Source organism: Bradyrhizobium sp. A5 (genome assembly GCF_042076515.1).
GTDB lineage: Bacteria > Pseudomonadota > Alphaproteobacteria > Rhizobiales > Xanthobacteraceae > Bradyrhizobium > Bradyrhizobium cosmicum.
Genome location: NZ_CP148990.1, coordinates 5,913,780 through 5,938,045 on the forward strand (window position 1 = coordinate 5,913,780; position 24,266 = coordinate 5,938,045).

Annotated in this window: 25 protein-coding genes; 11 read left to right on the top strand and 14 right to left on the bottom strand. The window is 64.4% G+C overall.

The annotated features are described in order from the left end of the window. Nucleotides 1-210 precede the first annotated feature (210 nt). Nucleotides 211-774, top strand: coding sequence for a chlorite dismutase family protein (locus tag WHZ77_RS28070; protein ID WP_375310920.1), 564 nt, complete (start codon nucleotides 211-213; stop codon nucleotides 772-774). On the opposite strand, the gene WHZ77_RS28075 is transcribed toward WHZ77_RS28070, so the two are convergent. From WHZ77_RS28075 to WHZ77_RS28085, 3 genes are all read right to left on the bottom strand, one after another. Further along, complete coding sequence (locus WHZ77_RS28075; RefSeq protein WP_375310921.1) at nucleotides 771-1,169, bottom strand: gamma-glutamylcyclotransferase; 399 nt, start codon at nucleotides 1,167-1,169, stop codon at nucleotides 771-773. The two genes, WHZ77_RS28070 and WHZ77_RS28075, sit on opposite strands and share 4 nt — an antisense overlap. 65 nt (nucleotides 1,170-1,234) lie before the next feature. Continuing rightward, nucleotides 1,235-2,050 carry a transglutaminase family protein gene (locus WHZ77_RS28080; protein WP_375310922.1) on the bottom strand — a complete coding sequence of 272 codons (816 nt, stop codon included), beginning with the start codon at nucleotides 2,048-2,050 and terminating at the stop codon, nucleotides 1,235-1,237. Further along, nucleotides 2,051-2,962, bottom strand: a complete 912-nt coding sequence (locus tag WHZ77_RS28085) for a transglutaminase N-terminal domain-containing protein (RefSeq protein ID WP_375310923.1) — start codon at nucleotides 2,960-2,962, stop codon at nucleotides 2,051-2,053. It abuts the gene before it with no gap. 90 nt (nucleotides 2,963-3,052) lie between these two features. Between WHZ77_RS28085 and WHZ77_RS28090 the strand changes: the two genes are divergently transcribed. Next, complete coding sequence (locus WHZ77_RS28090) at nucleotides 3,053-3,859, top strand: N-formylglutamate amidohydrolase (RefSeq protein ID WP_375310924.1); 807 nt, start codon at nucleotides 3,053-3,055, stop codon at nucleotides 3,857-3,859. Here the strand turns inward: WHZ77_RS28090 and WHZ77_RS28095 are convergent. Further along, nucleotides 3,856-4,839, bottom strand: a complete 984-nt coding sequence (locus WHZ77_RS28095) for a DUF3592 domain-containing protein (protein WP_375310925.1) — start codon at nucleotides 4,837-4,839, stop codon at nucleotides 3,856-3,858. The genes WHZ77_RS28090 and WHZ77_RS28095 overlap by 4 nt on opposite strands. Nucleotides 4,840-4,922: 83 nt before the next feature. Continuing rightward, entirely contained in the window at nucleotides 4,923-5,543 is a 621-nt protein-coding gene (locus WHZ77_RS28100) for a LysE family translocator (RefSeq protein WP_375310926.1), read from the bottom strand. Nucleotides 5,544-5,655: 112 nt separating this feature from the next. Between WHZ77_RS28100 and WHZ77_RS28105 the strand changes: the two genes are divergently transcribed. Genes WHZ77_RS28105 through WHZ77_RS28115 form a run of 3 tightly spaced genes read left to right on the top strand, consistent with a single transcriptional unit; the run spans nucleotide 5,656 to nucleotide 6,942 of the window. Next, nucleotides 5,656-5,970: an ArsR/SmtB family transcription factor gene (locus WHZ77_RS28105; protein ID WP_375310927.1), complete on the top strand. Its 315-nt coding sequence runs from the start codon at nucleotides 5,656-5,658 to the stop codon at nucleotides 5,968-5,970. Then, nucleotides 5,963-6,433 (top strand): SRPBCC family protein, encoded by a 471-nt coding sequence (locus WHZ77_RS28110; RefSeq protein ID WP_375310928.1) that lies wholly within the window; start codon nucleotides 5,963-5,965, stop codon nucleotides 6,431-6,433. Before WHZ77_RS28105 ends, WHZ77_RS28110 begins: the two co-directional genes overlap by 8 nt. Continuing rightward, the gene (locus tag WHZ77_RS28115) at nucleotides 6,430-6,942 is read left to right on the top strand and encodes an SRPBCC family protein (RefSeq protein ID WP_375310929.1); all 513 of its coding nucleotides are present in this window, start codon (nucleotides 6,430-6,432) and stop codon (nucleotides 6,940-6,942) included. The genes WHZ77_RS28110 and WHZ77_RS28115 overlap by 4 nt, the downstream gene beginning before the upstream one ends. An 18-nt stretch (nucleotides 6,943-6,960) precedes the next feature. On the opposite strand, the gene WHZ77_RS28120 is transcribed toward WHZ77_RS28115, so the two are convergent. Both WHZ77_RS28120 and WHZ77_RS28125 read right to left on the bottom strand, forming a co-directional pair. After that, the gene (locus tag WHZ77_RS28120; RefSeq protein ID WP_375310930.1) at nucleotides 6,961-7,137 is read right to left on the bottom strand and encodes a hypothetical protein; all 177 of its coding nucleotides are present in this window, start codon (nucleotides 7,135-7,137) and stop codon (nucleotides 6,961-6,963) included. Between the two features lie 253 nt (nucleotides 7,138-7,390). Further along, complete coding sequence (locus WHZ77_RS28125) at nucleotides 7,391-8,164, bottom strand: DUF2189 domain-containing protein (RefSeq protein ID WP_375310931.1); 774 nt, start codon at nucleotides 8,162-8,164, stop codon at nucleotides 7,391-7,393. 204 nt (nucleotides 8,165-8,368) lie between these two features. Here WHZ77_RS28125 and WHZ77_RS28130 point away from each other — a divergent pair, with 204 nt between their 5' ends. Further along, nucleotides 8,369-10,597, top strand: coding sequence for an ATP-binding protein (locus WHZ77_RS28130; protein WP_375310932.1), 2,229 nt, complete (start codon nucleotides 8,369-8,371; stop codon nucleotides 10,595-10,597). A 19-nt stretch (nucleotides 10,598-10,616) separates the two neighbouring features. On the opposite strand, the gene WHZ77_RS28135 is transcribed toward WHZ77_RS28130, so the two are convergent. The 4 genes from WHZ77_RS28135 to WHZ77_RS28150 all read right to left on the bottom strand — a co-directional run bounded on the left by WHZ77_RS28135 (nucleotide 10,617) and on the right by WHZ77_RS28150 (nucleotide 14,855). Continuing rightward, nucleotides 10,617-12,227, bottom strand: coding sequence for an acyl-CoA synthetase (locus tag WHZ77_RS28135; protein WP_375310933.1), 1,611 nt, complete (start codon nucleotides 12,225-12,227; stop codon nucleotides 10,617-10,619). Between the two features lie 120 nt (nucleotides 12,228-12,347). Then, entirely contained in the window at nucleotides 12,348-13,484 is a 1,137-nt protein-coding gene (locus WHZ77_RS28140) for an epoxide hydrolase family protein (protein WP_375310934.1), read from the bottom strand. Between the two features lie 153 nt (nucleotides 13,485-13,637). After that, complete coding sequence (locus WHZ77_RS28145; RefSeq protein WP_375310935.1) at nucleotides 13,638-14,093, bottom strand: GatB/YqeY domain-containing protein; 456 nt, start codon at nucleotides 14,091-14,093, stop codon at nucleotides 13,638-13,640. Nucleotides 14,094-14,126: 33 nt separating this feature from the next. After that, the gene (locus WHZ77_RS28150; RefSeq protein ID WP_375310936.1) at nucleotides 14,127-14,855 is read right to left on the bottom strand and encodes an alpha/beta fold hydrolase; all 729 of its coding nucleotides are present in this window, start codon (nucleotides 14,853-14,855) and stop codon (nucleotides 14,127-14,129) included. A gap of 147 nt (nucleotides 14,856-15,002) precedes the next feature. Between WHZ77_RS28150 and carA the strand changes: the two genes are divergently transcribed. Next, on the top strand, nucleotides 15,003-16,193 hold the full coding sequence (carA, locus tag WHZ77_RS28155) for a glutamine-hydrolyzing carbamoyl-phosphate synthase small subunit (RefSeq protein ID WP_375310937.1): 1,191 nt from the start codon (nucleotides 15,003-15,005) through the stop codon (nucleotides 16,191-16,193). Nucleotides 16,194-16,232: 39 nt separating this feature from the next. Here the strand turns inward: carA and WHZ77_RS28160 are convergent, their stop codons facing one another. Further along, on the bottom strand, nucleotides 16,233-16,448 hold the full coding sequence (locus WHZ77_RS28160; protein ID WP_011090107.1) for a hypothetical protein: 216 nt from the start codon (nucleotides 16,446-16,448) through the stop codon (nucleotides 16,233-16,235). Between the two features lie 145 nt (nucleotides 16,449-16,593). Here WHZ77_RS28160 and WHZ77_RS28165 point away from each other — a divergent pair, with 145 nt between their 5' ends. Further along, nucleotides 16,594-17,115: a hypothetical protein gene (locus tag WHZ77_RS28165; protein ID WP_375310938.1), complete on the top strand. Its 522-nt coding sequence runs from the start codon at nucleotides 16,594-16,596 to the stop codon at nucleotides 17,113-17,115. 217 nt (nucleotides 17,116-17,332) lie between these two features. On the opposite strand, the gene WHZ77_RS28170 is transcribed toward WHZ77_RS28165, so the two are convergent. After that, entirely contained in the window at nucleotides 17,333-17,857 is a 525-nt protein-coding gene (locus WHZ77_RS28170) for a Dps family protein (protein ID WP_375310939.1), read from the bottom strand. Nucleotides 17,858-17,970: 113 nt separating this feature from the next. Here WHZ77_RS28170 and WHZ77_RS28175 point away from each other — a divergent pair, with 113 nt between their 5' ends. Then, nucleotides 17,971-18,672, top strand: a complete 702-nt coding sequence (locus WHZ77_RS28175; protein WP_375310940.1) for a class I SAM-dependent methyltransferase — start codon at nucleotides 17,971-17,973, stop codon at nucleotides 18,670-18,672. A 289-nt stretch (nucleotides 18,673-18,961) separates the two neighbouring features. On the opposite strand, the gene WHZ77_RS28180 is transcribed toward WHZ77_RS28175, so the two are convergent. Then, nucleotides 18,962-19,339 (bottom strand): ArsR/SmtB family transcription factor, encoded by a 378-nt coding sequence (locus WHZ77_RS28180; RefSeq protein WP_375310941.1) that lies wholly within the window; start codon nucleotides 19,337-19,339, stop codon nucleotides 18,962-18,964. Nucleotides 19,340-19,449: 110 nt separating this feature from the next. Between WHZ77_RS28180 and WHZ77_RS28185 the strand changes: the two genes are divergently transcribed. Together WHZ77_RS28185 and carB are read left to right on the top strand one after the other, a co-directional pair. Continuing rightward, nucleotides 19,450-20,619, top strand: coding sequence for an MFS transporter (locus tag WHZ77_RS28185; RefSeq protein WP_375310942.1), 1,170 nt, complete (start codon nucleotides 19,450-19,452; stop codon nucleotides 20,617-20,619). 143 nt (nucleotides 20,620-20,762) lie between these two features. Beyond that, nucleotides 20,763-24,227: a carbamoyl-phosphate synthase large subunit gene (carB, locus tag WHZ77_RS28190; RefSeq protein ID WP_375310943.1), complete on the top strand. Its 3,465-nt coding sequence runs from the start codon at nucleotides 20,763-20,765 to the stop codon at nucleotides 24,225-24,227. Nucleotides 24,228-24,266 lie beyond the last annotated feature (39 nt).

Sequence of the window (24,266 nt, forward strand, 5' to 3'; positions counted from 1 at the left end):
TCCCGTCGCCCTGAGGCGCGCGCCTCTTCGGCGGGCCTCGAAGGGCGACGGCCCGGCTGGCAGCCGCTCCCGGCCGTTCATCCTTCGAGGCTCCCGGCGCGATGCTTTGCATCGCGCCACTCGCACCTCGGGATGACGGAGCGGATGGGCACGGAATGACGGTGGACAGAGCCCCTTGAACCGCGCCCAGTTCCACGCTTCCATACCGCCATGTTCAGGACGTTTCGAGGCGGCCAGAGCGGGGGCTGGCGCGTGATCTCGATTTCGCCCGTGACGGGCGAGCCCCTGCCCTTCATGCCGGCGCTGTCAGTCACCGACAGCGAGGCCATCTCATTGCCGCTGGTGCCCTCGCGCAATGCGTGGCGGCTGGTCGGCGCGCCGAGCTCGCTCCGCTATACCGAGCGCGCCGAGAAGCAGCAGCTCACCGCGGTGCAGGCCGGACTCGGCCGGCTGGAGGCGACCTCCGCGGCGCTGATCCCGATCCGCAAATCGCAGGCCTGGTGGGAGCTGACACAGGAAGAACGGCGCAGGATCTTCGAGGACAAGTCGCACCACATCGCCGGCAGCCTGCGCTTCCTTCCCGCAATCGCGCGGCAGCTCTATCATTGCCGCGACCTCGGCGAGCCCTTCGATTTTCTCACCTGGTTCGAATTCGCCCCCGCGCACGCCTCGCTGTTTGAGGAGCTGGTGGGGCTGCTGAGGCGAACCGAAGAGTGGACTTACGTCGAGCGCGAGGTCGACGTTCGCGTGGTCAAGGAAGTGCTGTCGGCTTAATGATCGAGGAAGCGGCCTGACTCGATGTGGGGCAGATCGGTGACGGGCCAATTATAGATATAGGTCCAGGCCTTCTCCGCAACGCCGTCCGCGCCTGTCACGTCGATCAGCTTGCGCAGATATTCCGTCGGCTCCGCAAAGCCCTCGCCGCAGGCTTCGTACATGTCGAGTTCGCGCAGCAATTCCTCCGGCACGTGGAGGCGAAACAGCTCGCCATGGACGACCTCGGCGTTGGCGTCCGACAACAGCAATCCCGGATAATGCTTCACCAGAACGAGCCGGCCGCGACAGGTCGCCTCGCCAAGGAAATCCGCGTGGCCCGCGAGTAGCCGCGCCATCGGATGGTCGAAACCGCGCATCAGGGTGCCGTAGACGAAGAGACGATCAGAGGTCATGAGGCTCTATAACCTCTCGCCACCGTCATTGCGAGGAGCCGTTGCGACGAACCTGCAGCAACGGCTCACCCCGCCTTCACAACCTCATCACTCACCACCACGAACTTCTTCAACTCCATCCGGCCAAAGCTGGTCGACAGCGCGACGTCGGCGGCGTCGCGGCCCGTGGCCATCAGGATCCGGCCCCTGCGGGGAATGTTGTGGCGGGCGTCGAAGGTGAACCATTTGCCTGACAGCCAGACCTGAAACCAGCCGGAAAAATCCATCGGGGCCGGATCCGGCGGGATGCCGATGTCGCCCATATAGCCGGTGCAGTAGCGCGCGGGGATGCCCATGCAACGGCAGAAGGCCAGCGCGAGATGGGCGAAGTCGCGGCAGACGCCGGTCTTCTGCTCATAGACGTCGTGCGCCGATTTCATGTGATGGGCGTGCTCGTAGCCGAACGTGACGTGCTTGTGCACGAACTCGGTGATCGCGCAGACACGCGCCCAGCCAGGTTGGGTCTTGGCGAACAGCGACCAGGCGATGTCGGTGAGCTTGTCGGTCTCGCAATAGCGACTCGGCATCAGATAGAGCATCAGCTCGTTCGGCAATTGCTCGATGGGGAATTGCTGCGCGGTCGGCATCACCTCGTCGGGCAGGCCGGTGTCACGCACCAGCGCGCGGCCCTTCAGGGCCACGCCGCCGGCGGGAGCGACGAGGCGGCCGCAGACGTTGCCGAAGCTATCGTGATAGAAGCGGATCGGAACGTCGGGCTCAGCGACCACCGTCTCCTTGCCGATGATGTCGGCCTGCCGCGAGGGGTGGATGTTGAGCATGATCACCATCGGTGTCGGCTGCTCTGCCGCGTAGGTGATCTCGAAGCCGACACTGATTTCCATCTATGAGACTTCTGCCTCCATCTCTTCGTCGCTCTGCTGGTCGTCCGAGACCACCCTGATGTTCACGTCCATGGCCTCGAAGGCATTCCCGGCGCCGATATAGACGCCGTGCAACGGGATCGCCTGGCGCGGATCGCGGGCGACCGCGACGCGAATGAGATCGCGGGTGCCGACGATGCCGTTGGTCGGATCGAACTCGATCCAGCCCGCACTCGGCAGATAGACCTGCACCCATGCGTGGGTCGATCCGCCGCCGACGTGACGCTGCTCGATATCCTCCGGCACGAAGATGTAGCCGGAGACAAATCGCGCGGCGATGCCGAGGTGGCGCAAAGCTTCGATCATAAACAGCGCATAGTCCCGACAAGTTCCCGTGCCCGACTGCAAAGTATCGAGCGGATGCTGCGTGCCGAGCTCGTGGCGCTTGCGGTATTTGAACTGCTTGCGGATGCCGTGCGTCATGCCGCTCAGGATCTTGAAAGTCGGCGTCGGCGCGTCCTCGTCGAGGAAGCCCCGTGCCCATTCCGCTATCTCGCCGTCGGGATCGGTGTATTGCGGCGTGATGTACTGGACGAGATCGGGGAATTCCTCGTCGTCGTAGACGAAGGGGTAGAAATAGGCGGTATCGTCCGGCGTCAGCGCGAATTCCTCGACCGGGTTGTGCTCGACGGTGACATGCCACTCGAAGCTCAGCGTCTCCGCCCGTTCGTCGAAATTGGCGATCGCGACCGAGTTGCCGAACACGTCGTGAATCCAGTGCAGCGACATCGGCGTGGGCGAGATATCGAGCCTGGAGTCGAGCACACGCAGATCGTGCCCGTCGCGCGGACGCAGCATGATACGGTGTTCGCCGAACGCCACGGGGCGGTTGTAGCGATATTCGGTCTTGTGATGAATCGTCAGCAGCGGCATCGTGAGGCAATCATGGTGATATTGGGGGGATCAATCTATAGCGATTCTGCCCAATTGTGAGGGTGACTGCTCTTTCCATAGGCAATCTGGATGGCTTTAGACACGGCTGACGCGACCGATCAACTGCTGGATGAGGGCGACATTCCGCCGGTGCATGAGGTGAATGCCGGGGGAGCATCACCCTTTCTGCTCACCTCGGACCACTACGGGCGGGTTCTGCCAGGTGCGCTCGGCGATCTCGGCGTCGCCGAGGCCGAGCTGACGCGGCACATCGCCTGGGACATCGGCATCGCCGGTGTCGCCGAACGGCTGGCAAGGATGCTCGACGCACATCTGATCGCGCAGCGCTATTCGCGACTCGTGATCGACTGCAACCGCCCGCCGGGCGCAGCGAGTTCGATTCCGGTCATTTCGGAGGCAACGGCAATCCCGCGCAACGAGGACATTTCGGAGCACGAGCGCGGGGCGCGGCGGCGCGAGATTTTCGAGCCCTATCATCACCGCATCAACGCCGTCATCGACGGCCGGCTGCACGACAAGCGACCGACGGTGCTGGTGTCGCTCCACAGCTTCACGCCGGTCTATGCCGGGGTGGAGCGGCCCTGGCACATCGGCACGCTCTACAACCGCGACACGGTGCTGCCGCACCTTCTGCTGAAACATCTCCGCGCCGAGAGCGATCTCGTCGTCGGCGACAACGAGCCTTATGCGGTGAACGACCTCACCGACTACACCATCCCCGTGCACGGCGAAGCCCGCGGCCTCGTCAACACCGGCATCGAGATCCGCCAGGATCTGATCGCGGATCAGTCCGGCGAGCAGCAATGGGCCGAGCGGCTGGCGCGGATCTTCGCGGAGATCGAGGTGGAGCTGAGGGCGGAGAGAGTGGTCGACTAGCCGCCGCGCGTCGCGACGAACAGCGCCAGCGTGGCGAAGATCGCGGCGAGGCCCCACAGTACCCAGGCCATGCGGCCGTCGCCGCGGGCATCCAGCGTCGCCTCGGCCGGGTTGTCGGGATTGACATGGACCTCGACGGTCGCGCCGTCCTGATAGCGCGACATCAGCTTCCGCAGCATCTCGTCGGACGCCGACGGCGTTCCGGCCGCGGCCCGCGCGCATTCATTGGTGTAGCTGACGTTCTGATAGAGGTAGGTATAGGTCACGCGTTTGCCGAACATCTCGACGCCGCGCGCCTCACCAGGCTCGCTGGCCGCATGATATTCCTCGATTCCCGACAGCTTGACCGTGCCCGGCACCACCGGCCAGCGCGTCGCCATCGATGCCTGCTTTCGCACGGCAAACCCCATCAGCGCGATGACGAGACCGAATGCGCCGAAGCCGACGACGAGGCCCGCGAGATCAGGCCGTCCGATATGGTGCGCGAGATAAGCATAGCCCTGATTGAACCCGAACGCCGAGCCGAACACGATGGCAAACACGATCACCGTGCCGATGCCGAGACAGCCCCACAGACCCTTGGGCATATCGCGTTCCAGCACGGCCTGATCGGGATGGCGGGGATTGTAATAGACCGTGACGATGCTGCCTGCCGGATATTTCGCGAGTTTTTCGGCGATCTGGAAATTGCCGAGGTCCTCGCCGATGGAGATGCGGTTGTTGCGCAGCTTCCTCCCACCCACCGAATACTCGTAAGTCACATTCGCAAAATTACGGCTCTCGAGGCGAGAGCCGCCCTCGCGATCGTCGTCGAGCACTTTGACGTCGCGCATCTCGGCGACCGAGGTGACGACCTTGCCCGGCGCTTGCAGCCAGCTTCGCGCCTCGCGCACCTGCCAGGTCTTGACGATTGCGGCGACCAGGATGAGTCCGAGCGGTGCAAGCAACATCGCATAGACGAACCAGGGCAGATCGGGCACGGCAAAATCCTTCGTCGGCGGCAATGCCCGATTGGACGCATCGCCGCCGACAAAGGTTCAAGCCGGACAAGCTCGAAAGCGGACTACTTCGCCCTGGTCAGCGCCAGCCAGATACCGCCGCCGATCATGAAGCCGCCGGAGACGCGCGACATCAGACGGGTGCGGCGGGCGGAGAAGAACTTTCGCGCACGCCCGGCCGCGATGGCGTAGAGCGCATCGGTCATCGCCGCAGTGACCATGAAGGTAGCGCCCAGCAGCGCGACCTGCGGGAAGTGGTCGCGGTTCATGTCCATGAACTGCGGAATGAAGGCGCCGAAGAAAATCAGGACCTTCGGGTTCGACAGCAGCACCAGAAAGCCTTGCAGGAAGAACCCGCCGCGCGGCGGCGCCGGCGGCTGATCGACATTGAGCCCTTCGACCGGCGCCCAGATCAGCCTGATTCCGAGCCAGATCAGGTAGGCCGCGCCTGCGAAGCGCACCCAGTCGAACCAGTAGCCCATGGTCGCCATCAGCGAGGTCAGGCCGACCGCGACGATGCCAATGACGATGGCAAGGCCCGCCTGCGCGCCCGCGACATTGGTCAGCGCCGCGCGCGTACCGTGGCGCAGGCCGTTGGCGATGACGAGGGTCACGATCGGCCCCGGCAGCAGCGCCAGCGCAACGCAGGCGGCGACGAAGGCGAGATAGGCTTGCATGGACATCATGAGAAGGACTCGCTGAGGGCGGTTCGGGGACATTAATGCATGGCGAAGGCGGGAACGGAAGTCACGACCTCGCACTTGACATGCAACCTTTTGGTTGCCTATTATCGCTGCCATGGATGAGGTCTTCAAAGCGCTCGCCGATGCGTCACGACGGTCGCTGCTCGACAGGCTTCACGCCAGGAACGGCCAGACGCTGAACGAACTCTGCGAGGGCCTCGCGATGACGCGCCAGGCGGTGACCAAACACCTTGTCGTTCTGGAAGAGGCCAACCTGGTCACGACGATCAGGCACGGCCGCGAGAAGCTGCACTATCTCAACCCGGTGCCGATCCATCAGATCGGCGAACGCTGGATCAGGAAATTCGAGCGCAGCAAGCTCGCCGCGCTCGGCGAGTTGAAACGCCAGTTGGAGAAGCGCGATGAGTAAGCCGCAATTCGTCTATGTGAGCTATATCGAAACCACGCCGGAAAAACTGTGGGAAGCGCTGACGTCGAGCGAGTTCACAAAGCAATACTGGTTCGGGGCCGAGGTCCGGTCCGACTGGAAGGCCGGCTCCCCCTTCGCGCTGACGCTCGATGGCGAGATCACCGATTCCGGCGAAATCCTCGAGGCCGATCCGCCGCGGCGCCTGTCCTACAGCTTCAAGCACCAGAAGTTCGAAGAGCTCCGCGGCGAGCCGATCTCGCGCGTCGTCTTCACCATCGAACCGTTCGGCTCGCTCGTGCGTTTGACCGTGCTGCATGACGGCTTTGTCGAGGGCGGCAAATACCTCGGCGCCGTATCCAATGGCTGGCCGGCGATCCTGTCCGGGCTCAAGAGCTTGCTTGAGAGGGGCCAAGTGCTCGCCATCCCGCGAGCAGCCCTCAACAAGGGATTCGACGCAACATGAATCTCGAACAGTTCAAGCCGCTGACGGTCTACACCATCTACATCGCCTCGACGCCGGAAGAGGTATGGGAGGCGCTGACATCGGCCGAGTTCAGCCGCAGATACTTTTCCGGCTTTGCGGTGGAGATGGAGCCGAAGCTCGGCGGCAGCTTCATCGTGCGCGCGCCCGACGGTTCCGAGCACATCTCCGGCGAGGTGTTCGAATACGACCCGCCAAATAAATTGACGGTAACCTGGGACGTCAACTGGCCCGACCTCGTCGCAAAGCTCGGCACCACGCTCGTCACCTACGAGATCGAGCAAGCCGGCGAAGCCGTCCGCCTCACCATGAGCGAGCGCCACGACCGTCCGCTGAGCGACGATATCCTTTCCGGCGGCCGCACGGGCTGGCCGGCGATCCTGTCCGGGCTCAAGAGCCTGCTCGAGACGGGGAAGGCGCCGCAGATAAAGATGGCGCCGCCAGCGCAGATGCTGGCGGCGTTGAAGGCGATGGGGATCAGGACGCCGTAGCGATTGGAACCCGCGCCTTCATCGCTTCTTCTTCACCGGCGGCTGAATCTCGTCGATCTTGTTGCGGCAATCCCCTTCCGAATCGTGCGGGCCCGAGACGAAGGTCCCGCTGACCTTGATCGCGTACCAGCCTGACTCCACGCCGAGCCGGAGCGCTTCGTCTGTCTTGACGTGCCGTGGGGAGAGAGCTTGCATCGGTTGAGCTTGCATCAGGTGCTTTCGGTTGGCGTTCGATCTCATATCGAACCGCGGGGGATCTTTCAGGCATCCGGGCACGAGGTGCGGGGATTGCGCCATTTCACGTCGCGCGCGTGTAATCGTGGCGCCACGTGGGCGCGGAGACGACCGCTCTTTCCGACATTGGCACACCGTGCGCGCAATCACGGCAATTAGCTATCGTTTTCTCGCCCAGGGGCAAATAGCTCGCTGCCGATGCGTCCGGCTCCCTCTAAGCCATCGGCGCCACCAGCCGCCGATAGAGATGCCACGTCGCATGCCCGAGCACCGGCAGCGTCACGATCAGCCCCAGGAAATACGGCAGCGCCGAGACGATCAGCAGGATCACGATCACGGCGGCCCAGCCGATCATCGGCAGCGGGCTCGTCACCACTGCGCGCACGCTCGTGACCATGGCGGTGACGAAATCGACCTCGCGGTCGAGCAGCAGCGGAAACGAGACCACGGTCAGCGAAAACAAAATCAGCGACAGCGCCGCGCCGACGGCATTGCCGATCGCGAGGAACAGCAGGCCCTCGTTGGTCGTCAGAACCACCGTCATGAATTCCTGGAGGCTCGAGAACGAGGCGTGCAGGCCGAGCAGCAGCGCGATCAGGAGCCGCACCTGGTACATCCAGATCACGAACACGAACAGCGTGACGAACGCCATCCAGCCGATCTCGCTGCGTGAGCGTATCGCCGACCAGATCGCAGCAAACGAGACCGGCTCGCCGCGCTCGCGCCGGCGGCTGACTTCGTAGAGGCCGATCGCCACGAACGGGCCGATCAGCGCGAAACCCGCCGCGAGGGGGTAGACCAGATAGACCATGCCGAAGGCGGTGAGGCAGAGCATGATGGCGATACCGCCGGCCGCGTAGAGCCCACCGAAGCAGAGCCCGTAAAGCGGCACCGCCTGGAAATCGCGCAGGCCCTCGACCAGCGCCTCGGCAATGTCGGTCGTCGCAACGGCGCGCACCACCGGATCGACCTTGCCCGAGATGGACATCGGCTCCCTCCTCCTCTTCCGGTGCGATCTTCGTCGCACGCGGTTCGAACTCGATAGTAGCGCCCTCGGGCGCCGCGCGCGACTTCAGAATCTTTCCCCATGGGGGGCGTTTCGGCACGATGCCTATGGACTGAGCAGAGGATGGTGCCGCAGATTGTCCGTTCCGACCAGCACGCGCGATGACCAGAGCGGACCACCCGACCGATGAGCTTGCGTACCCGGCTACTGATACTCGTGATCGCGGCCATGCTGGTGCCGGCGAGCCTGGTCGGGCTGCGCTTCGTGCAGAACAGGAGCAGCGAGATCAACGCGGCCCTGGCCAATCTGGCTGCGACGGCCGACGACATCGCCGGCGATCTGGAGGAGAAGATCCAGGGCACCGCCCAGCTTCACTATGGTCTCGCCCGTGCACGCGACCTCGACACGCGCGACAAGGCGGCGTGCTCGGCGTTTCTGTCGGACGTGCGCGAAGAATACCCGCAGTTCACGGGAATCCTGACCATCGATCCGGACGGCAGCCTGTTCTGCGACTCGCTGCGGACCGACCGCACCCTCGATCTGAGGGATCGCGCCTATTTCAAGCAGGTCCAGGGCTTGCACGGCGTCGTCGCGCTTGAGCCGGTGTTCGGCCGCCTGACCGGGATATCGGTGCTCCAGATCGCATACCCGGTGCGATCGGAGGCGGGTGCGCTGAAATTCGTCCTGCTTGCTTCCTTCAACCTCAACAAATTCGCGGAATACCACCACAAGCGACTGCTCACCGATAAGGAGATCCTGCTCACGGACAGCAAGGGGACTGTTCTGGTCGCCCCCAAGGGAGGCGGCTGGAGCGAGCCCGTCGGCGCCTCGATCGCAGGGACCGACCTGTTCCGGTTCGCCGCAAACCCCGATCGCGAGGGGTTTCGGGAGGTGACCGATCGCGAGGGCCGCACCCAGGTCTGGGCCGTCGCCCGCTCGCCTTCGATCCGCAACGCCGGCCTCGCCATCATGGTCGGGCGCTCCAAGGACGGACTGGTCGCGGCCGGCAACCGCCGGCTTTACGAGGACATGGCGATCCTCGCCGTCGCCTCGCTGTTGCTTTTGGCCGGAGTCTGGATCCTTGCGACCATGAGCGTCGGGCGCCAGGTCGGACGGCTCGCCACGATGGCGAAAAGGCTCGGGCGCGGCGATCTCAGCGCACGAATTCCGCCTCCTTATCCGCGCGGCGAGCTCGGCGGATTGATGACCCTGCTCAACGGCACCGCCGAGTCGCTCGAGCAGCAACGTGCCGCCATTGCCGACCTCAGCCACAAGCTCAGCCAGTCCCAGAAGATGGAAGCGATGGGCCAGCTCACCGGCGGCGTGGCGCACGATTTCAATAATCTGCTGACCGTCATCCTCGGTAATTCGGAGCATCTTGCCGACAGGCTGGCGGGAAACAAGGAACTGCACCGGATCGCCAGCGACATCGCGACCGCCGCCGAGCGCGGGGCCGACCTGACACGGAGCCTGCTGGCCTTCGCGCGCAAGCAGCCGCTGCGACCGCGAGAGATCGACATCGCCGAGAAGGTCGTCGGCATGGAGCAGTTGTTGCGCCGCTCGCTGGGCGAGCACATCGAGTGCAGCTTCGTGTTCGGACCAGATCTGTGGTTGACCAGCGTCGATCCCGGCCAGCTGGCAACGGCCCTGCTCAACCTCGTGCTCAACGCGCGCGACGCGATGCCCGACGGCGGCAAGCTGACGGTCGAGGTCCGCAACAACTCGCTCAGTGCATCCGACCTCGACGTCAACGGCGAGCCGCGGCCAGGCGACTACGTCATGGTGGCCGTGACCGATACCGGCAGCGGCATGACCGGCGAGGTGGCAAGCCGCGCGTTCGAGCCGTTCTTCACCACCAAGGAGGTCGGCAAGGGTACCGGCCTCGGCTTGAGCATGGTCTACGGGTTTGCGCAACAATCCGGCGGGCTCGTGCAGTTGCAGTCCGAACCGGGGCAAGGCAGCGTCGTCAGGCTGTTCTTTCCTCGCATTGCAGCGACGCTGAGCGAGGATCCGCCACGAGCGGAGCGGCTCACCATCCCCGATGGAAGCGAAACCGTTCTCCTGGTCGAGGACGACGACATGGTCCGAGCCTATGTCGCGAGCGAGCTGAAGATGCTCGGCTACCGTGTCATCGCGACATCGAACGGGCCCGCGGCGCTGGACGTGCTGCGCCAGCCCGGAGACATCCATCTGCTGTTCACCGACGTCGTGATGCCCGGCGGCATGTTCGGGCCGGAGCTTGCAAAACAAGCCATCGTCCTGCGGCCCGCTCTCAAGGTGCTGTTCACCTCCGGCAACAGCCAGAATTCCGTCAAGACGCCTGACGGGGTCGATGCCCGCATTCTGACAAAGCCGTTCAAGCGGCAGGATCTTGCCGCGATGCTGCGGTCCGCCCTGTCGGCGCCGCCGCGATGAACGACGCCCCTGCCCTTTCTTACCCCTTGGCCCGCAGCTCGCGCCGCAGCACCTTCCCCGTCGCCGTCATCGGCAGCGTCTCGGCGAACTCCACGAAGCGCGGATATTCGTGCGCGGCGAGCTGCACCTTGACGAACTCCTGGATCTCGCGCGCGAGCTTGTCGCCAGGCGTAAAGCCGGGGCGCAGCACGATCCAGGCCTTGATCGATTCGGTGCGGATCGGATCGGGAATGCCGACCACCGCAGCCATCGCAACCGACGGATGCTTCATCAGCGTGTGCTCGATCTCGGACGGGCCGACACGATAGCCGGCGGTGGTGATGACGTCGTCTTCGCGGCTGACGTACCAGAAATAGCCGTCCTCATCCTGCACGCCGAGATCGCCCGTCAGCAGGAACTCGCCGGCATATTTCTTCGCCGTCGCCTCGGGATTGCGCCAGTATTCGATCATCGTACAGGGGCATGGCTGGCGCACTCCAATGATGCCGCGCTGGCCGCGTGGCTGTTCCTCGCCCTTGTCGTTGACGATGCGGACGTCGAAGCCCGGCGTCGCCTTGCCCATCGAGCCGGGGCGGATCGGAAAGAGGTTCGAGTTGCTGCCGATCACGAGGTTGCATTCGGTCTGGCCGAACACTTCATGCGCATCGATGCCGAAGGTCTCGCGCACCCAGCCGAGCAGTTCGCCGCCGAGGGACTCGCCGCCGGTAAAGATGCTGCGCAGCCTGACACCGGAATGCTTCACGCCGGCCTGCCGCATCAGCTTGAGCGCGGTCGGCGGCAGGAAGACGTTGCGGACGCCGAGATCGGCCATCATCTGCATCGCCGCCTGCGGCTCGAATTTTCGCGCGCGATGACCGACCAGCGGAATGCCGTGATACCAGAACGCGAACAGCCCGTTGACGAGGCCGCCGATCCAGGCCCAGTCCGCCGGCGTCCACATGAGATCGCCGGGGCGCGGCAAAAAGTTGTGACACATCTCGACGTTCGGCAGATGACCGAGCACGACGCGGTGCGCGTGCAGCGCGCCCTTCGGATTGCCTGTCGTGCCCGAGGTGTAAATGATCAGTGCGGGATCGTCGGCCGAGGTGTCGACCCGCGCGAAGTCGGGCGATGCGGCCTTGACTGCATTCCAAAATGATTTCGTACCAGCCGGCGCGCTTTCACCGACGACATAGACGTTCTTCAGGTCCGGCAGGCGATCGCGGATTTTTGCCAGCTTCTCCCAGCCCGCTTCGTCGGTGACGATCGCCTTGGCCTGCGAGTTCGACAGACGGAATTCCAGCGCGTCCTCACCGAACAATGCGAACAGCGGGATCGAGATCATCGCCGAACGGAACGCCGCCATGTGCGCGACCGGCAATTCCAGCGATTGCGACAGGAACACCGCAACGCGGTCGCCGCGCGCGAGGCCGTCGGCCTTCAGCACATTGGCGAAGCGGCGCGACATCTCCGCGACCTCGTCGAAGGAAGTGCGCGTGGTAGCGCCGTTCTCGTCGACATAGACCAGCGCGAGGCGGCCGGTCCCGTCGGCATGGCGGTCGCAGCACGCCTCCGCCATGTTGAAGCGCGCCGGGACGTCCCAGCGGAAATTGCGGTAGAGTTCGTCGTAGGTGGCGGCTTCGGTGAGCATGGTCGTTTCCCGGCAGCGGCGTCATGGCCGGGCTTGTCCCGGCCATCCACGTTCTTGTTTGGCCCTGAGTTTAAGGGCGTGGACGCCCGGGACAAGCCCGGGCATGACGAAGAGAGCGTTTCACCGCACCGTCGCGAAGAACTTCCTGACATCGCGCACGAACAGCTCCGGCTGCTCGAATGCGGCGAAATGACCGCCCTTCCCCATCTCGCTCCAATGCGTGATGCTGGAGAAGTTCGGCTCCATCCAGCGCCGCACCGGCGTGATGATCTCCTTGGGGAACACTGCAACGCCTGTGGGCACGTTGACCTTTGGCGTCGTCCGGCGCTTGCCAAAGCTCTCCCAATACAGCCGCGCCGATGACGTCGCCGTCTCGGTCGTCCAATAGAGCATGACGTTGTCGAGCAGTTCGTCCTTGCTGAAGATGTTCTCGGGATGGCCGTCGCAATCGGTCCAGGCCCAGAATTTTTCCAGGATCCAGGCCGCCTGCCCGCTCGGCGAATCCGTCAGGCCATAGCCAAGTGTCTGCGGCCGCGTCGATTGCTGCTTTGAATAGCCGGAGTCGAGATCGACATAGTGCTTGAGGCCGGCGAGCGCGCGCTTCTCCTCCGGCGTCGGCTCGCCCTCGACCTTCGGCGCGGCGTTGAAGGCGAGCGTGATGTGGATGCCGGCGCAGTGGTCGGGATCCTGCATGCCGAGCGAGGTCGTCACCGCCGAGCCCCAGTCGCCACCTTGCGCGCCGTAACGCGCGTAGCCGAGACGGTCCATCAGCCCGGCCCAGGTTGCAGCGATGCGATCGACGCCCCAGCCGGTGGTCTTGGGCTTGGCGGAGAACCCGAAACCCGGCAGCGACGGACAGACAACGTGGAAGGCATCCGCGGTATCGCCGCCATGTGCGGCGGGATCGACCAGCGGCGCGATCACCTTCTGGAATTCCACGATTGAGCCGGGCCAGCCATGGGTGATGATCAGCGGCAGCGCCGAAGGCTCCTTCGAGCGCGCATGCAGGAAGTGGATGTCGAGCCCGTCGATCTCGGTGGTGAACTGCTCGAAGCGGTTGAGCTTGGCCTCGCGGGCGCGCCAGTCGTAACCATCAACCCAGTAGGCGCAGATATCCTGAATCCATTTCAGCGGCGCGCCCTGACTCCAGTCATCGACCAGCTCAGCCTCCGGCCAGCGTGTGCGGGCCAAGCGCGATTTGAGGTCGGTGAGGACGTCCTCGCTGACGGCGATGCGGAACGGCTTGATGGCGGTCATCGGTTGCATCCCCATGTTCTTTTTGTCATTCCGGGGCGCGCCGCTTGGCGCGAGCCCGGAATCCATTTCGCAACAGAGCCCGGCGGCACGATGGATTCTCTGATGCGCAATTGCGCATCATAGTTCACGCTTCGCGTGCCCCGGAATGACGGCCTAGCCCGTCAGCGCGGCCTTCACCAAGCCGCTGGCCTTGCCGAAATCCATCTGGCCAGCGTATTTCGCCCGCAACATTGCGATCACCTTACCCATGTCCTTCATGCCGGCAGCGCCCGTCTCGGCGATCGCGTCTGCGATCGCCTTCTTGACCTCATCGTCCGACATCTGCTTCGGCAGGTACGCCGAGATCACCGCGATCTCCTCGCGCTCCTGCGCGGCGAGCTCGGCGCGGCCGCCCTTTTCGTAGAGCTCGACCGACTCCTGGCGCTGCTTGATCATCTTCTGAAAGACGCCAAGCAGGTCGGCATCGGAGAGCGGGGGCTTGCCGTTGCCGCGGGCTTCGATGTCGGCGTTCTTGATGGTCGAGTTGACCATGCGCAGCGTGGACAGCTTGCGCTCGTCCTTGGCCTTCATGGCCTCCTTGACCGCATTGTTGATGTCGTCGCGCAGCATGATCGTGATCCCTTCGTATATCCGAGGCCTGATCTAGGCCGTTCGCGCCCCCGAGACAACCTGGGTTTGAAGCCATTCGGCCAGCGCTCGCGCCGTCGCCTCGGGCTGTTCCGGCTGCGGCAGATGTCCGCAACACTCGAGGATCACCAGCCTCGCGCCGACAATGCCCTCCGCCATCTCCTTAGAGAACGCATTGGGAATGGTGTTGTCCTGATCGCCAGTCAGCACCAGCGTCGGGCATTTGATCGTCGCCAGCGTGGGCCGCGAATCCACCCGCGCGATGATCGCGGTCTGCTGGCGCAAATAGCCTTCCACGCCGACATCCTCGCCCTGCTCATCCACGAGCCGGCGAATGCCGGAATCGTCGCGGCGCGAGTGATGCACCAGTTCGGGAAACATCTCCTCGCGTGCCGCGCGCAGCTCACCGCGTCTCGCCCGCTCCATCAGGCCGCGGCGGCGCGCGGTCGCCTCAGGCGTGTCAGGCCGCGCCTGGGTGTTGATGAGCGCGAGCTTGACGACCCGCTCGGGCGCCTGGCGCATGATCTCGAACGCGATGTAGCCGCCCATGGAATGGCCGGCGAGCGCGAAGCGCGGCGGCGCCTCGCTCAGGACCCGGCGGGCGATCGCCGCCATGCTGTCGTCGCGGATATGGTTGGCGACCATCACTGGGCCGAACCGCCACAACGCCGGGATCACCGGGGCATAAATCCGGGCCGAGGACGCCAGCCCCGGAACCAGCAGGATGGGGACGGTCTGGTCCATTATTGCCTCGCAAGCCCCAGGATTTGCCGGAAATTATTCCGGCCGAGCTTAAGTGCCTGAGACCACCTGTCAAATATGCAAAAACGCATGTGAATCGGCGCATCTGCGCTTTGACGGCGGCGCTCGCGGAGACTATGAAGCGGGCTCATGACACAACATGAAAACGATACCGCCTGGCCGGACCATAAACCGACCGCGCTCCTCGTGCTCGCCGATGGCACGGTGCTCGAAGGCTTCGGTCTTGGCGCCGAAGGCCATGCCGTGGGTGAAGTCTGCTTCAACACGGCGATGACCGGCTATGAGGAGATTCTCACCGACCCCTCCTATGCCGGGCAGCTCATCACCTTCACCTTCCCGCATATCGGCAATGTCGGCACCAACGACGAAGATATCGAGACGGTGAACATGGCCGCGACGCCCGGTGCGCGCGGCGTGATCCTGCGCACCGCGATCACCGATCCCTCGAACTACCGCGCCACCAAGCATCTCGACGCCTGGCTCAAGGCGCGCGGCATCATCGGCCTGTCCGGCATCGACACCCGGGCGCTGACCGCGCTGATCCGTTCGAAGGGCATGCCCAACGCCGTGATCGCGCATTCCAAGACCGGCGAGTTCGACCTGCATGGCCTGAAGGAAGAAGCGCGCGAATGGCCGGGCCTCGAGGGCATGGACCTCGTGCCGATGGTCACCTCCGGCCAGCGCTTTACCTGGGACGAGACGCCCTGGCTATGGGGCAAGGGTTTCGGCCGGCAGGACAAGCCGGAGTTCAACGTCGTCGCCATCGACTACGGCATCAAGCGCAACATTCTGCGCCTGCTCGCCGGCGTCGGCTGCAAGGTGACGGTGGTGCCGGCGACGACCTCGTCGGAGGAGATTTTGGCGATGAAGCCGGACGGCGTGTTCCTGTCGAACGGCCCGGGCGATCCGGCCGCGACCGGCAAATATGCCGTGCCTGTCATCCAGGACGTGATCAACTCGGGCACGCCGACATTCGGTATCTGCCTCGGCCACCAGATGCTCGGCCTCGCCGTCGGCGCGAAGACGAAGAAGATGCATCAGGGCCATCACGGCGCCAATCATCCCGTGAAGGACGAGACCACCGGCAAGGTCGAGATCACCTCGATGAACCACGGCTTTGCCGTGGACGAGCACACGCTGCCGAAGGGCGCGACGCAGACCCACATCTCGCTGTTCGACGGGTCCAATTGCGGCATCCAGCTCGACGGCAAGCCGGTGTTCTCGGTGCAGTACCACCCCGAGGCTTCGCCCGGCCCGCGCGACTCGCACTATCTGTTCCAGCGCTTCGCCGATCTGATGCGGCAGAAGAAGAGCGCGTAAGTCCAAAAGACGCCGGCGGACGAGACCGCCGGCTATGCGTCACGGACGCATGAACATGAAGTCCGTGTCGGGATCGCAATTCTCGGCGATGAAGCGCAACTCCGCCTGGATGTCGGCAACCGATCTCGTCTCGAGATATTTCGAAATCACGAGGCTGAGCAGGGCGCGGCAGACCGCTTCGTGTCCGAGGCCGGCCGTCTCGGCCTCGTCGACGGCGGCCGAAAAATGACGCTGCGCAACGTCGGATGCGTACATGGCGGTCCCCTCTTCGATCCGGCTTGCGTGCCCCTGAACAGCCGCCTGCGCCTTGATCTCCGTCAAGCCGGCGTGTGGACTGGTGTCCGGAACAAGCGTGCCTGTGCCGTCTTGAGTCCTGGTCAATTGCTACCGGAGCCCTGTCATGTCCGTCGTCTGCGACAAGGCCGAGCCGCTCGCCATCGTGTTTGAGGATGACGGGCTCGTGCCGAACAACGCTCTCCCCTTCCTGGTCTACCAGGGCGCGGTGACGCTCGATCCGAAGCGTCCCGAAGAGACCATCGAAAACCTGTTCGAAGCGAACGGCTGGGGCGGCACGTGGCGCAACGGCGTCTACGACTATCTGCACTACCACGCGACGGTGCATGAAGCGCTCGGCGTCGCGCGCGGGAGTGCGCGGGTCCGCTTCGGCGGCGACAATGGCCGGGAGCTGGAGATCAAGCCCGGCGATGTCGCTATCCTGCCGGCGGGCACGGGACATCAGTGCTTCAGGGCGAGCCGCGATTTCTGCGTGATCGGCGCCTATCCGCCAGGCAGCAAGATGGAGATCACGCGGGCGACGGCGGAGAACCACGCCAGGGCGATGACGACGATTCCGAAGGTCGCGATGCCGCCGGCCGATCCGGTGACGGGGAAGGATGGGGCGTTGATGCGGTTGTGGCGGTAGCTGAAAGCGCAGGCGCTGTGGGGTGGATTAGCGAAGCGTAATCCACCTCTTCCATTTCCGCGGAGACAGACGTGGTGGATTACGCCTGCGGCTAATCCACCCTACGAGGATGTGAATCTTTCGACTTTCTGCGATTTCGATGTGAGTCAAATCAACGACTTAGCTTGCTCGAAAACGGCATAAATCGAATTGTCTCTCATGCTCTACGGCAACGTCGCTACGCCTCGTTGCCGCCTTCCTGGCGCGTGGCTTCGAACAGGAACCAGGTGCGGCGCTCGGTCTCGTCGATGAAGTTTTCGAGCAGGCTTGCGCTGGCGACATCGCCGGCGTCGTCGCAGACCTCATGAGCCTTCCGCATCGCCGCGGCGACGTGCTTATTGTCCTGCATCAGCTCGCGCAGCATCTCGCGCGGCGGGACGTAGTCCTCGTCGTTGTCCTTGATGGTCTGGAGCTTTGCCACCTGGCCGATCGACTTCAGCGTCGCGCCGCCGATCTTGCGGACGCGCTCGGCGAGCTGGTCGGTGGTCGCGAAGATCTGGTCGGACTGCTCGTCGAGCAGCAGATGATAGTCGCGGAAATGCCGGCCGCTGACGTGCCAATGGAAATTCTTGGTCTTCAGATAGAGCGCGAAGGCGTCGGCCAGAAGCACGTTGAGCGCCTCGGAAACCTTCTTGACCGCCTGGGGCGACAGATCGGTGGGGGTGTCGAGGTCGGGCGAGACCTTGCTGGGGGCTTTGCTCACGGGAAACCTTCCTGTTAGGACGCAGACATTGACGGCGCGCCGTCGCACCCCTAACGCAGACGGGTAGCGTCGGTTCCAGTGCAGGAACCGTTTGGCCGGGGCCCTCGGATACCATGGACGATTGGATCGATTACTACGACTCCACGCACACGATCTATGTCAGCAAGCTGCATCGCGATTTGCACTTCCAGATCATCGCGCGGGACATCATCGGCTACATCACTTCGCCCGAGGCGACCGTGCTGGACTACGCCTGCGGCGAGGCGCTGTCGGCGAGCCAGGTGGCGGCCGCCTGCGGCAAGCTGATCCTCGCCGAACCCGCGCCAGGCGTGCGCGGCCGGCTGATCGCACGGTTTGCCCCGAACAACAAAATCCGCGTCCGCTCGCTCGACGACGTCCGCAAGATGCAGGACCAGTCGATCGACCTCGTCGTGATGAACTCGGTCGCGCAATACATGACGCCGGAGGAGCTCGATGCCGCGCTCCTCAACGTCCGGCGATTGCTGACCCCGTCGGGCAAGCTGGTGCTCGGCGATATTCTCCAGCCCAATGTCGGCATGGTCAGGGACGTGATGGCGCTGCTCAGCTTCGGCCTGCGCCACGGCTTCCTGAAGGACGCGCTGATCGGGCTGATCAGCACCGCGCTATCGGACTACCGGCATCTGCGAACGCGCATCGGGCTGCAGCGCTACAGCGAGGACGAGATTACCGGCAAGCTCAAAGCGGCGGGCTTCGCAGCCCAGCGCGCACACACCAATATCGGCCATAATCGCTGGCGCATGACCATCATCGCGCGGCCGCCTCTGGTGCGTTAAGCATAACGACCACCTGAGGTGGCTTGTCGCACCTCGATCGGGCATGATCTCCGCGGCCCGGTGGCGGAAGCGTCTACGCGAGAGCAGTGCATCGCTCTTCATCCTGGTTCAAATCCAGGCCGGGTCTCCACGCTTCGCTCCTGCGGGGCTACGCGCGGCCACGCCGCCCAAACAAAAAATGTCCAGAACAACCCCATGCACAGTAGCCGACGATGGCTGGCATGATGTCCGCTGGATCTTCTGAAGGCCTTGATGCGGCGGGCAAATCAGGGCCCGGCGCGCCATCGTCTCAGGTTTGGTCCGCAGCAACCATTTCGCACTCCGGCAGCAGCTGAAGCCGGTCGGCATCCCTGGCTGCGGAGTTGAGCACGGCATCGAGCAGCCCCGGGAAGCGCGCATCGAGGTCCTCGCGGCGCAGCCGCATGAAGCGGTTGGTGCCGGCCACGCGGGTCTGCATGACGCCGCATTCGCGCAGCTTGGCGAAGTGATAGGCGAGGTTCGACTTGCCGCTGAGCGCGTAAAAGTCGCCGCAGCGCAATTCGCTGCTGACGCGTTCCTGCTGGGCGAGTTGGTAGACGATCGCAAGCCGGATCGGATCACTCAGGCAATCCAGCACCATCGGCAGTTGGATCTGCTCGCGGGTGGGGTGAGGAGGCGTACGACTCATGGTGCAATCATAACAATACGGCTGGTATGTTCAATAGTTCTTGAACTAATTGACATTAGCGGGCTACCGCCCAATAGTTCAACGATTATTGAACATAGGAATGACGGATCATGAGCGTGTTCTGGCTGGCGGTCGCGGCGTTTGCGATCGGGACGGAGGCCTTCGTCATCGCAGGCTTGTTGCCGACGATCGCGGCCGACCTGCAGATTTCGGTGCCGGCGGCCGGACAGCTGGTCAGCGTCTACGCGCTCACCTATGCCGTGGGGTCGCCGGTCCTCGCGGTGACCCTCAACAATATCGACCGCCGCACCGTGCTGACGCTGGCTTTGTCGGCCTTCATCGCCGGCAATTTCCTGGCGGTGGCCGCCTCCGGGTTTGCACTGCTGATGGCATCGCGGATGCTGATGGCACTCGGCGCCGGCCTGTGCATGCCGACGGCGCTCGGTGTCTCCGTGGCGGTCTCCCCCCCCGAACGGCGCGGCCGCGCCGTGGCGCTGGTCACCTCCGGCCTCACGATCGCAACCGTGATCGGTGTCCCCCTCGGCAATTGGATCGGCAGCCTGTTCGGCTGGCGCGCGACCTTCGCCATGGTCGCCCTGCTCGGCGCAATCGCGATGGCGGGCCTGCTTTTTGGCCTGCCCCGCGGCCTGCCGCGAAATACCGCATCGCTCGCCGAACGGCTGGCCGTGGCGCGCCACGGCAACGTCCTGATCGCGCTGCTCATCACGATCCTATGGGCGCTCGGCGGCTTCACCGTGTTCACCTATTTCGCCGTTCCGCTGCGCGCGCTCGGCTTCGACGCCTCACATATCAGCCTCGCGCTGCTGGTGTTCGGCGCGGCCGCCGCGATCGGGAACATGCTCGGCGGCCTGTTGGCCGACCGGCTCGGCGCCATCGCCACGGCGGCGCTCGGCCTGACCGGCATGGCCAGCGCGCTTTTCCTGCATTCACTGGTGCTGAAATTCCTTCCCGGCCAGGCGCATTATGCGATCCTGGGCCCGATCTTCCTGCAGGGTGTTTCGGGCTGGGCGTTCTATCCGGCCCAGATCGCCAGCATCATCCGGATCGACCCGCAGGCCTCGATGGTCGCGCTCTCGCTCAACGCTTCGGCCATGTATCTCGGCTTTGCGATCGGGGGCGTCCTGGGCGGCGCCGTGCTTGCGGGGTGGAGCCCGACCGATCTCGGCTGGGTCGGCGGATTGAGCGTTTCCGCAGCGCTTCTGGTGCATCTCGCCCGTGGCTGGCAGGCGCGGCCAAAACCCGTCAAAATTGCTGGTTGATGGGCGCTTTTCGGGGTTTCGCCGCCCCGAAAACTGGTCTAAGACCCGTCCGCGCGCGAGGGAGACCACGCGCTCTCGGCCACAGGGGACGCGCAGCAAGCGCGCCCTTTTTTTGTGCCCAAATTCCACTTCGGCGAGAGTTGATGCCCAAACGTACAGACATCACCACCATCCTGATCATCGGCGCCGGCCCCATCGTGATCGGCCAGGCCTGCGAGTTCGACTATTCGGGCACGCAGGCGGTGAAGACGCTGAAGGAAGAGGGCTACCGCATCGTCCTCGTCAATTCCAATCCGGCCACCATCATGACCGACCCGGAATTGGCGGATGCGACCTATATCGAGCCGATCACGCCCGAGATCGTCGCCAAGATCATCGAGAAGGAACGTCACGTCATTCCCGGCGGCTTCGCGCTGCTGCCGACCATGGGCGGCCAGACCGCGCTGAACTGCGCGCTGTCGCTGCGCCGGCAGGGCACGCTGGAAAAGTTCGACGTCGAGATGATCGGCGCCACGGCTGACGCGATCGACAAAGCCGAAGACCGCCAGCTGTTCCGCGAGGCCATGACCAAGATCGGGCTCGAGACGCCAAAGTCGCGGCTCGCCAACGCCTCCGCGCTGAAGAAATCCTTCCGCGACAAACACCAGGCCGAGCGCGAGAAGCTGTCGGGCGCGGCTCTGGAAGAGCACGACCGGCAATGGGCCCTCGGCGAAGGCGACCGCCGCAAGCGCTACCAGGAATATGCGCTGGGACAGGCGATGATGGCGCTGTCCGAGATCGGCCTGCCCGCGATCATCCGACCCTCCTTCACCATGGGCGGCACCGGCGGCGGCATCGCCTACAACAAGGAAGAATTCCTCGACATCATCGAGCGCGGCCTCGACGCGTCCCCGACCAACGAAGTCCTGATCGAGGAATCCGTCCTCGGCTGGAAAGAGTTCGAGATGGAGGTGGTGCGCGACAAGAAGGACAATTGCATCATCGTCTGCTCGATCGAGAATTTCGATCCGATGGGCGTGCACACCGGCGACTCCATCACGGTGGCTCCGGCGCTGACGCTGACGGACAAGGAATACCAGATCATGCGCGACGCCTCGCTGGCGGTGCTGCGCGAGATCGGCGTCGAGACCGGCGGCTCCAACGTGCAGTTCGGCGTCAATCCCGAAGACGGCCGCATGGTCGTGATCGAGATGAACCCGCGCGTGTCGCGCTCATCCGCCCTGGCGTCGAAGGCGACGGGCTTCCCGATCGCCAAGGTCGCTGCAAAACTCGCGATCGGCTACACGCTCGACGAAATCGCCAACGACATCACCGGCGGCGCGACGCCGGCCTCGTTCGAGCCGACGATCGACTACGTGGTGACCAAGATCCCGCGTTTCGCCTTCGAGAAATTCCCCGGCGCCTCCACCACGCTGACGACATCGATGAAGTCGGTTGGCGAGGTCATGGCGATCGGCCGCACCTTCCAGGAAAGCCTGCAGAAAGCGCTGCGCGGGCTTGAGACGGGCTTGACCGGCCTCGACGAAATCGAGATCGACGGACTCGGCCAGGGCGACGACAAGAACGCGATCCGCGCGGCGCTCGGCACGCCGACGCCGAACCGGCTGCTCCAGGTCGCGCAGGCGATGCGGCTCGGCTGGTCCAACGAGGAGATCTTCAATTCCTGCAAGATCGACCCGTGGTTCCTTGGCGAGATGCGCGGCATCGTCGACATGGAAGAAAAGATCAAGAAGAGCGGCCTCCCCTCCAATGCCTTCGGCATGCGCACGCTGAAGGCCATGGGCTTTTCGGACGCGCGGCTTGCGGTGCTCACGCAGGTCGCGGATGCCGACGTCGCGGCCAAGCGCCACGCCCTGGGCGTCCGCCCGGTATTCAAGCGTATCGACACTTGCGCGGCCGAATTCGCGTCGCCCACGGCCTACATGTACTCGACCTATGAGTCGCCCTTCGCCGGCACCGTCGCGGACGAGAGCCAGCCGTCGGACCGGAAGAAGGTCATCATCCTCGGCGGCGGCCCAAACCGCATCGGCCAGGGCATCGAGTTCGACTATTGCTGCTGTCACGCCTGCTTCGCGCTTGCCGATGCCGGCTACGAGACCATCATGGTCAACTGCAATCCGGAAACGGTGTCGACCGACTACGACACCGCCGACCGGCTCTATTTCGAGCCGCTTACGGCCGAGGACGTGCTGGAGATCATCGCCAAGGAGCGCACCAACGGCACGCTGCATGGCGTGATCGTGCAGTTCGGCGGCCAGACGCCGCTCAAGCTGGCGCGGGCGCTGGAAGCCGCCGACGTGCCGATCCTCGGCACTTCACCCGACGCCATCGACCTTGCCGAAGACCGCGACCGCTTCAAGCGCGTGCTCGACAAGCTCCGCCTCAAGCAGCCCAAAAACGGCATTGCCTATTCGGTCGAGCAGGCCCGCCTGGTCGCGACCGATCTCGGCCTGCCGCTGGTGGTGCGCCCATCCTACGTGCTCGGCGGCCGTGCGATGCAGATCATCCGCGAGGAGAACCAGCTCAGCGACTATCTGCTCGGCACGCTGCCGGAGCTGGTGCCCGCCGACGTCAAGGCGCGCTATCCGAACGACAAGACCGGCCAGATCAACACGGTGCTCGGCAAGAACCCGCTGCTGTTCGACCGTTATCTCTCGGACGCCACCGAAGTCGACGTTGACTGCCTCTCCGACGGCAAGGACACCTTCATCGTCGGCATCATGGAGCACATCGAGGAAGCCGGCATTCACTCCGGCGACAGTGCCTGCTCGCTGCCGCCCTATTCGCTCGACGCCAAGATGATCGAGGAGCTGGAGCGCCAGACCCGCGAGCTCGCGCTCGGCCTCGACGTCGTCGGCCTGATGAACGTGCAATACGCCATCAAGGACGGCGATATCTACGTGCTCGAGGTCAATCCGCGCGCGTCGCGCACGGTGCCCTTCGTCGCCAAGGTGGTCGGCACGCCGGTCGCGAAGATCGCCGCGCGCATCATGGCCGGCGAGAAACTCGCCGACTTCAAGCTGAAGAAGGCGCAGCTCAAGCATGTCGGCGTCAAGGAATCGGTCTTTCCGTTCGCGCGCTTCCCCGGCGTCGACACGGTGCTCGGCCCCGAGATGCGCTCGACCGGCGAGGTCATGGGCATCGACCGCAATTTCGAGGTCGCCTTTGCCAAGAGCCAGCTCGGCGGCGGCACGAGGGTGCCGCGCAAGGGCACGGTGTTCGTCTCGGTGCGCGAGAGCGACAAGACGCGCATCACCGAGGCCGTTCGCGAATTGCATTCGCTCGGCTTCAAGGTGCTGGCGACATCAGGCACGGCGCGTTTCCTGACCGACCAGGGCATCCCGACCGAGAAGGTGAACAAGGTGCTGGAAGGCCGGCCGCACATCGTCGATGCCATCACCAACGGCGACGTCCAGCTCGTCTTCAACACCACCGACGGCCCGCAGGCGCTCGCCGACAGCCGTTCGCTGCGGCGCGCGGCCCTCTTGCATAAAGTGCCGTATTACACCACTCTTTCCGGGGCCGTGGCGGCCGCGCAGGGCATCCGCGCCTATCTGGGCGGGGACCTTGAGGTTCGGACCCTGCAGAGCTACTTTTCGGAAACCTGATCGCTGGCGGCGGCGAAGCTTCCGCTAAGTGACTGGCAA

Bases quoted from the DNA above. Each gene is read 5' to 3' on its own strand.
- WHZ77_RS28070 (WP_375310920.1), top strand. From the start codon at position 211: ATGTTCAGGACGTTTCGAGGCGGCCAGAGCGGGGGCTGGCGCGTGATC.
- WHZ77_RS28075 (WP_375310921.1), bottom strand. From the start codon at position 1,169: ATGACCTCTGATCGTCTCTTCGTCTACGGCACCCTGATGCGCGGTTTC.
- WHZ77_RS28080 (WP_375310922.1), bottom strand. From the start codon at position 2,050: ATGGAAATCAGTGTCGGCTTCGAGATCACCTACGCGGCAGAGCAGCCG.
- WHZ77_RS28085 (WP_375310923.1), bottom strand. From the start codon at position 2,962: ATGCCGCTGCTGACGATTCATCACAAGACCGAATATCGCTACAACCGC.
- WHZ77_RS28090 (WP_375310924.1), top strand. From the start codon at position 3,053: ATGGCTTTAGACACGGCTGACGCGACCGATCAACTGCTGGATGAGGGC.
- WHZ77_RS28100 (WP_375310926.1), bottom strand. From the start codon at position 5,543: ATGATGTCCATGCAAGCCTATCTCGCCTTCGTCGCCGCCTGCGTTGCG.
- WHZ77_RS28105 (WP_375310927.1), top strand. From the start codon at position 5,656: ATGGATGAGGTCTTCAAAGCGCTCGCCGATGCGTCACGACGGTCGCTG.
- WHZ77_RS28110 (WP_375310928.1), top strand. From the start codon at position 5,963: ATGAGTAAGCCGCAATTCGTCTATGTGAGCTATATCGAAACCACGCCG.
- WHZ77_RS28115 (WP_375310929.1), top strand. From the start codon at position 6,430: ATGAATCTCGAACAGTTCAAGCCGCTGACGGTCTACACCATCTACATC.
- WHZ77_RS28120 (WP_375310930.1), bottom strand. From the start codon at position 7,137: ATGCAAGCTCTCTCCCCACGGCACGTCAAGACAGACGAAGCGCTCCGG.
- WHZ77_RS28125 (WP_375310931.1), bottom strand. From the start codon at position 8,164: ATGTCCATCTCGGGCAAGGTCGATCCGGTGGTGCGCGCCGTTGCGACG.
- WHZ77_RS28130 (WP_375310932.1), top strand. From the start codon at position 8,369: ATGAGCTTGCGTACCCGGCTACTGATACTCGTGATCGCGGCCATGCTG.
- WHZ77_RS28135 (WP_375310933.1), bottom strand. From the start codon at position 12,227: ATGCTCACCGAAGCCGCCACCTACGACGAACTCTACCGCAATTTCCGC.
- WHZ77_RS28140 (WP_375310934.1), bottom strand. From the start codon at position 13,484: ATGACCGCCATCAAGCCGTTCCGCATCGCCGTCAGCGAGGACGTCCTC.
- WHZ77_RS28145 (WP_375310935.1), bottom strand. From the start codon at position 14,093: ATGCTGCGCGACGACATCAACAATGCGGTCAAGGAGGCCATGAAGGCC.
- WHZ77_RS28150 (WP_375310936.1), bottom strand. From the start codon at position 14,855: ATGGACCAGACCGTCCCCATCCTGCTGGTTCCGGGGCTGGCGTCCTCG.
- carA (WP_375310937.1), top strand. From the start codon at position 15,003: ATGACACAACATGAAAACGATACCGCCTGGCCGGACCATAAACCGACC.
- WHZ77_RS28160 (WP_011090107.1), bottom strand. From the start codon at position 16,448: ATGTACGCATCCGACGTTGCGCAGCGTCATTTTTCGGCCGCCGTCGAC.
- WHZ77_RS28165 (WP_375310938.1), top strand. From the start codon at position 16,594: ATGTCCGTCGTCTGCGACAAGGCCGAGCCGCTCGCCATCGTGTTTGAG.
- WHZ77_RS28175 (WP_375310940.1), top strand. From the start codon at position 17,971: ATGGACGATTGGATCGATTACTACGACTCCACGCACACGATCTATGTC.
- WHZ77_RS28180 (WP_375310941.1), bottom strand. From the start codon at position 19,339: ATGAGTCGTACGCCTCCTCACCCCACCCGCGAGCAGATCCAACTGCCG.
- WHZ77_RS28185 (WP_375310942.1), top strand. From the start codon at position 19,450: ATGAGCGTGTTCTGGCTGGCGGTCGCGGCGTTTGCGATCGGGACGGAG.
- carB (WP_375310943.1), top strand. From the start codon at position 20,763: ATGCCCAAACGTACAGACATCACCACCATCCTGATCATCGGCGCCGGC.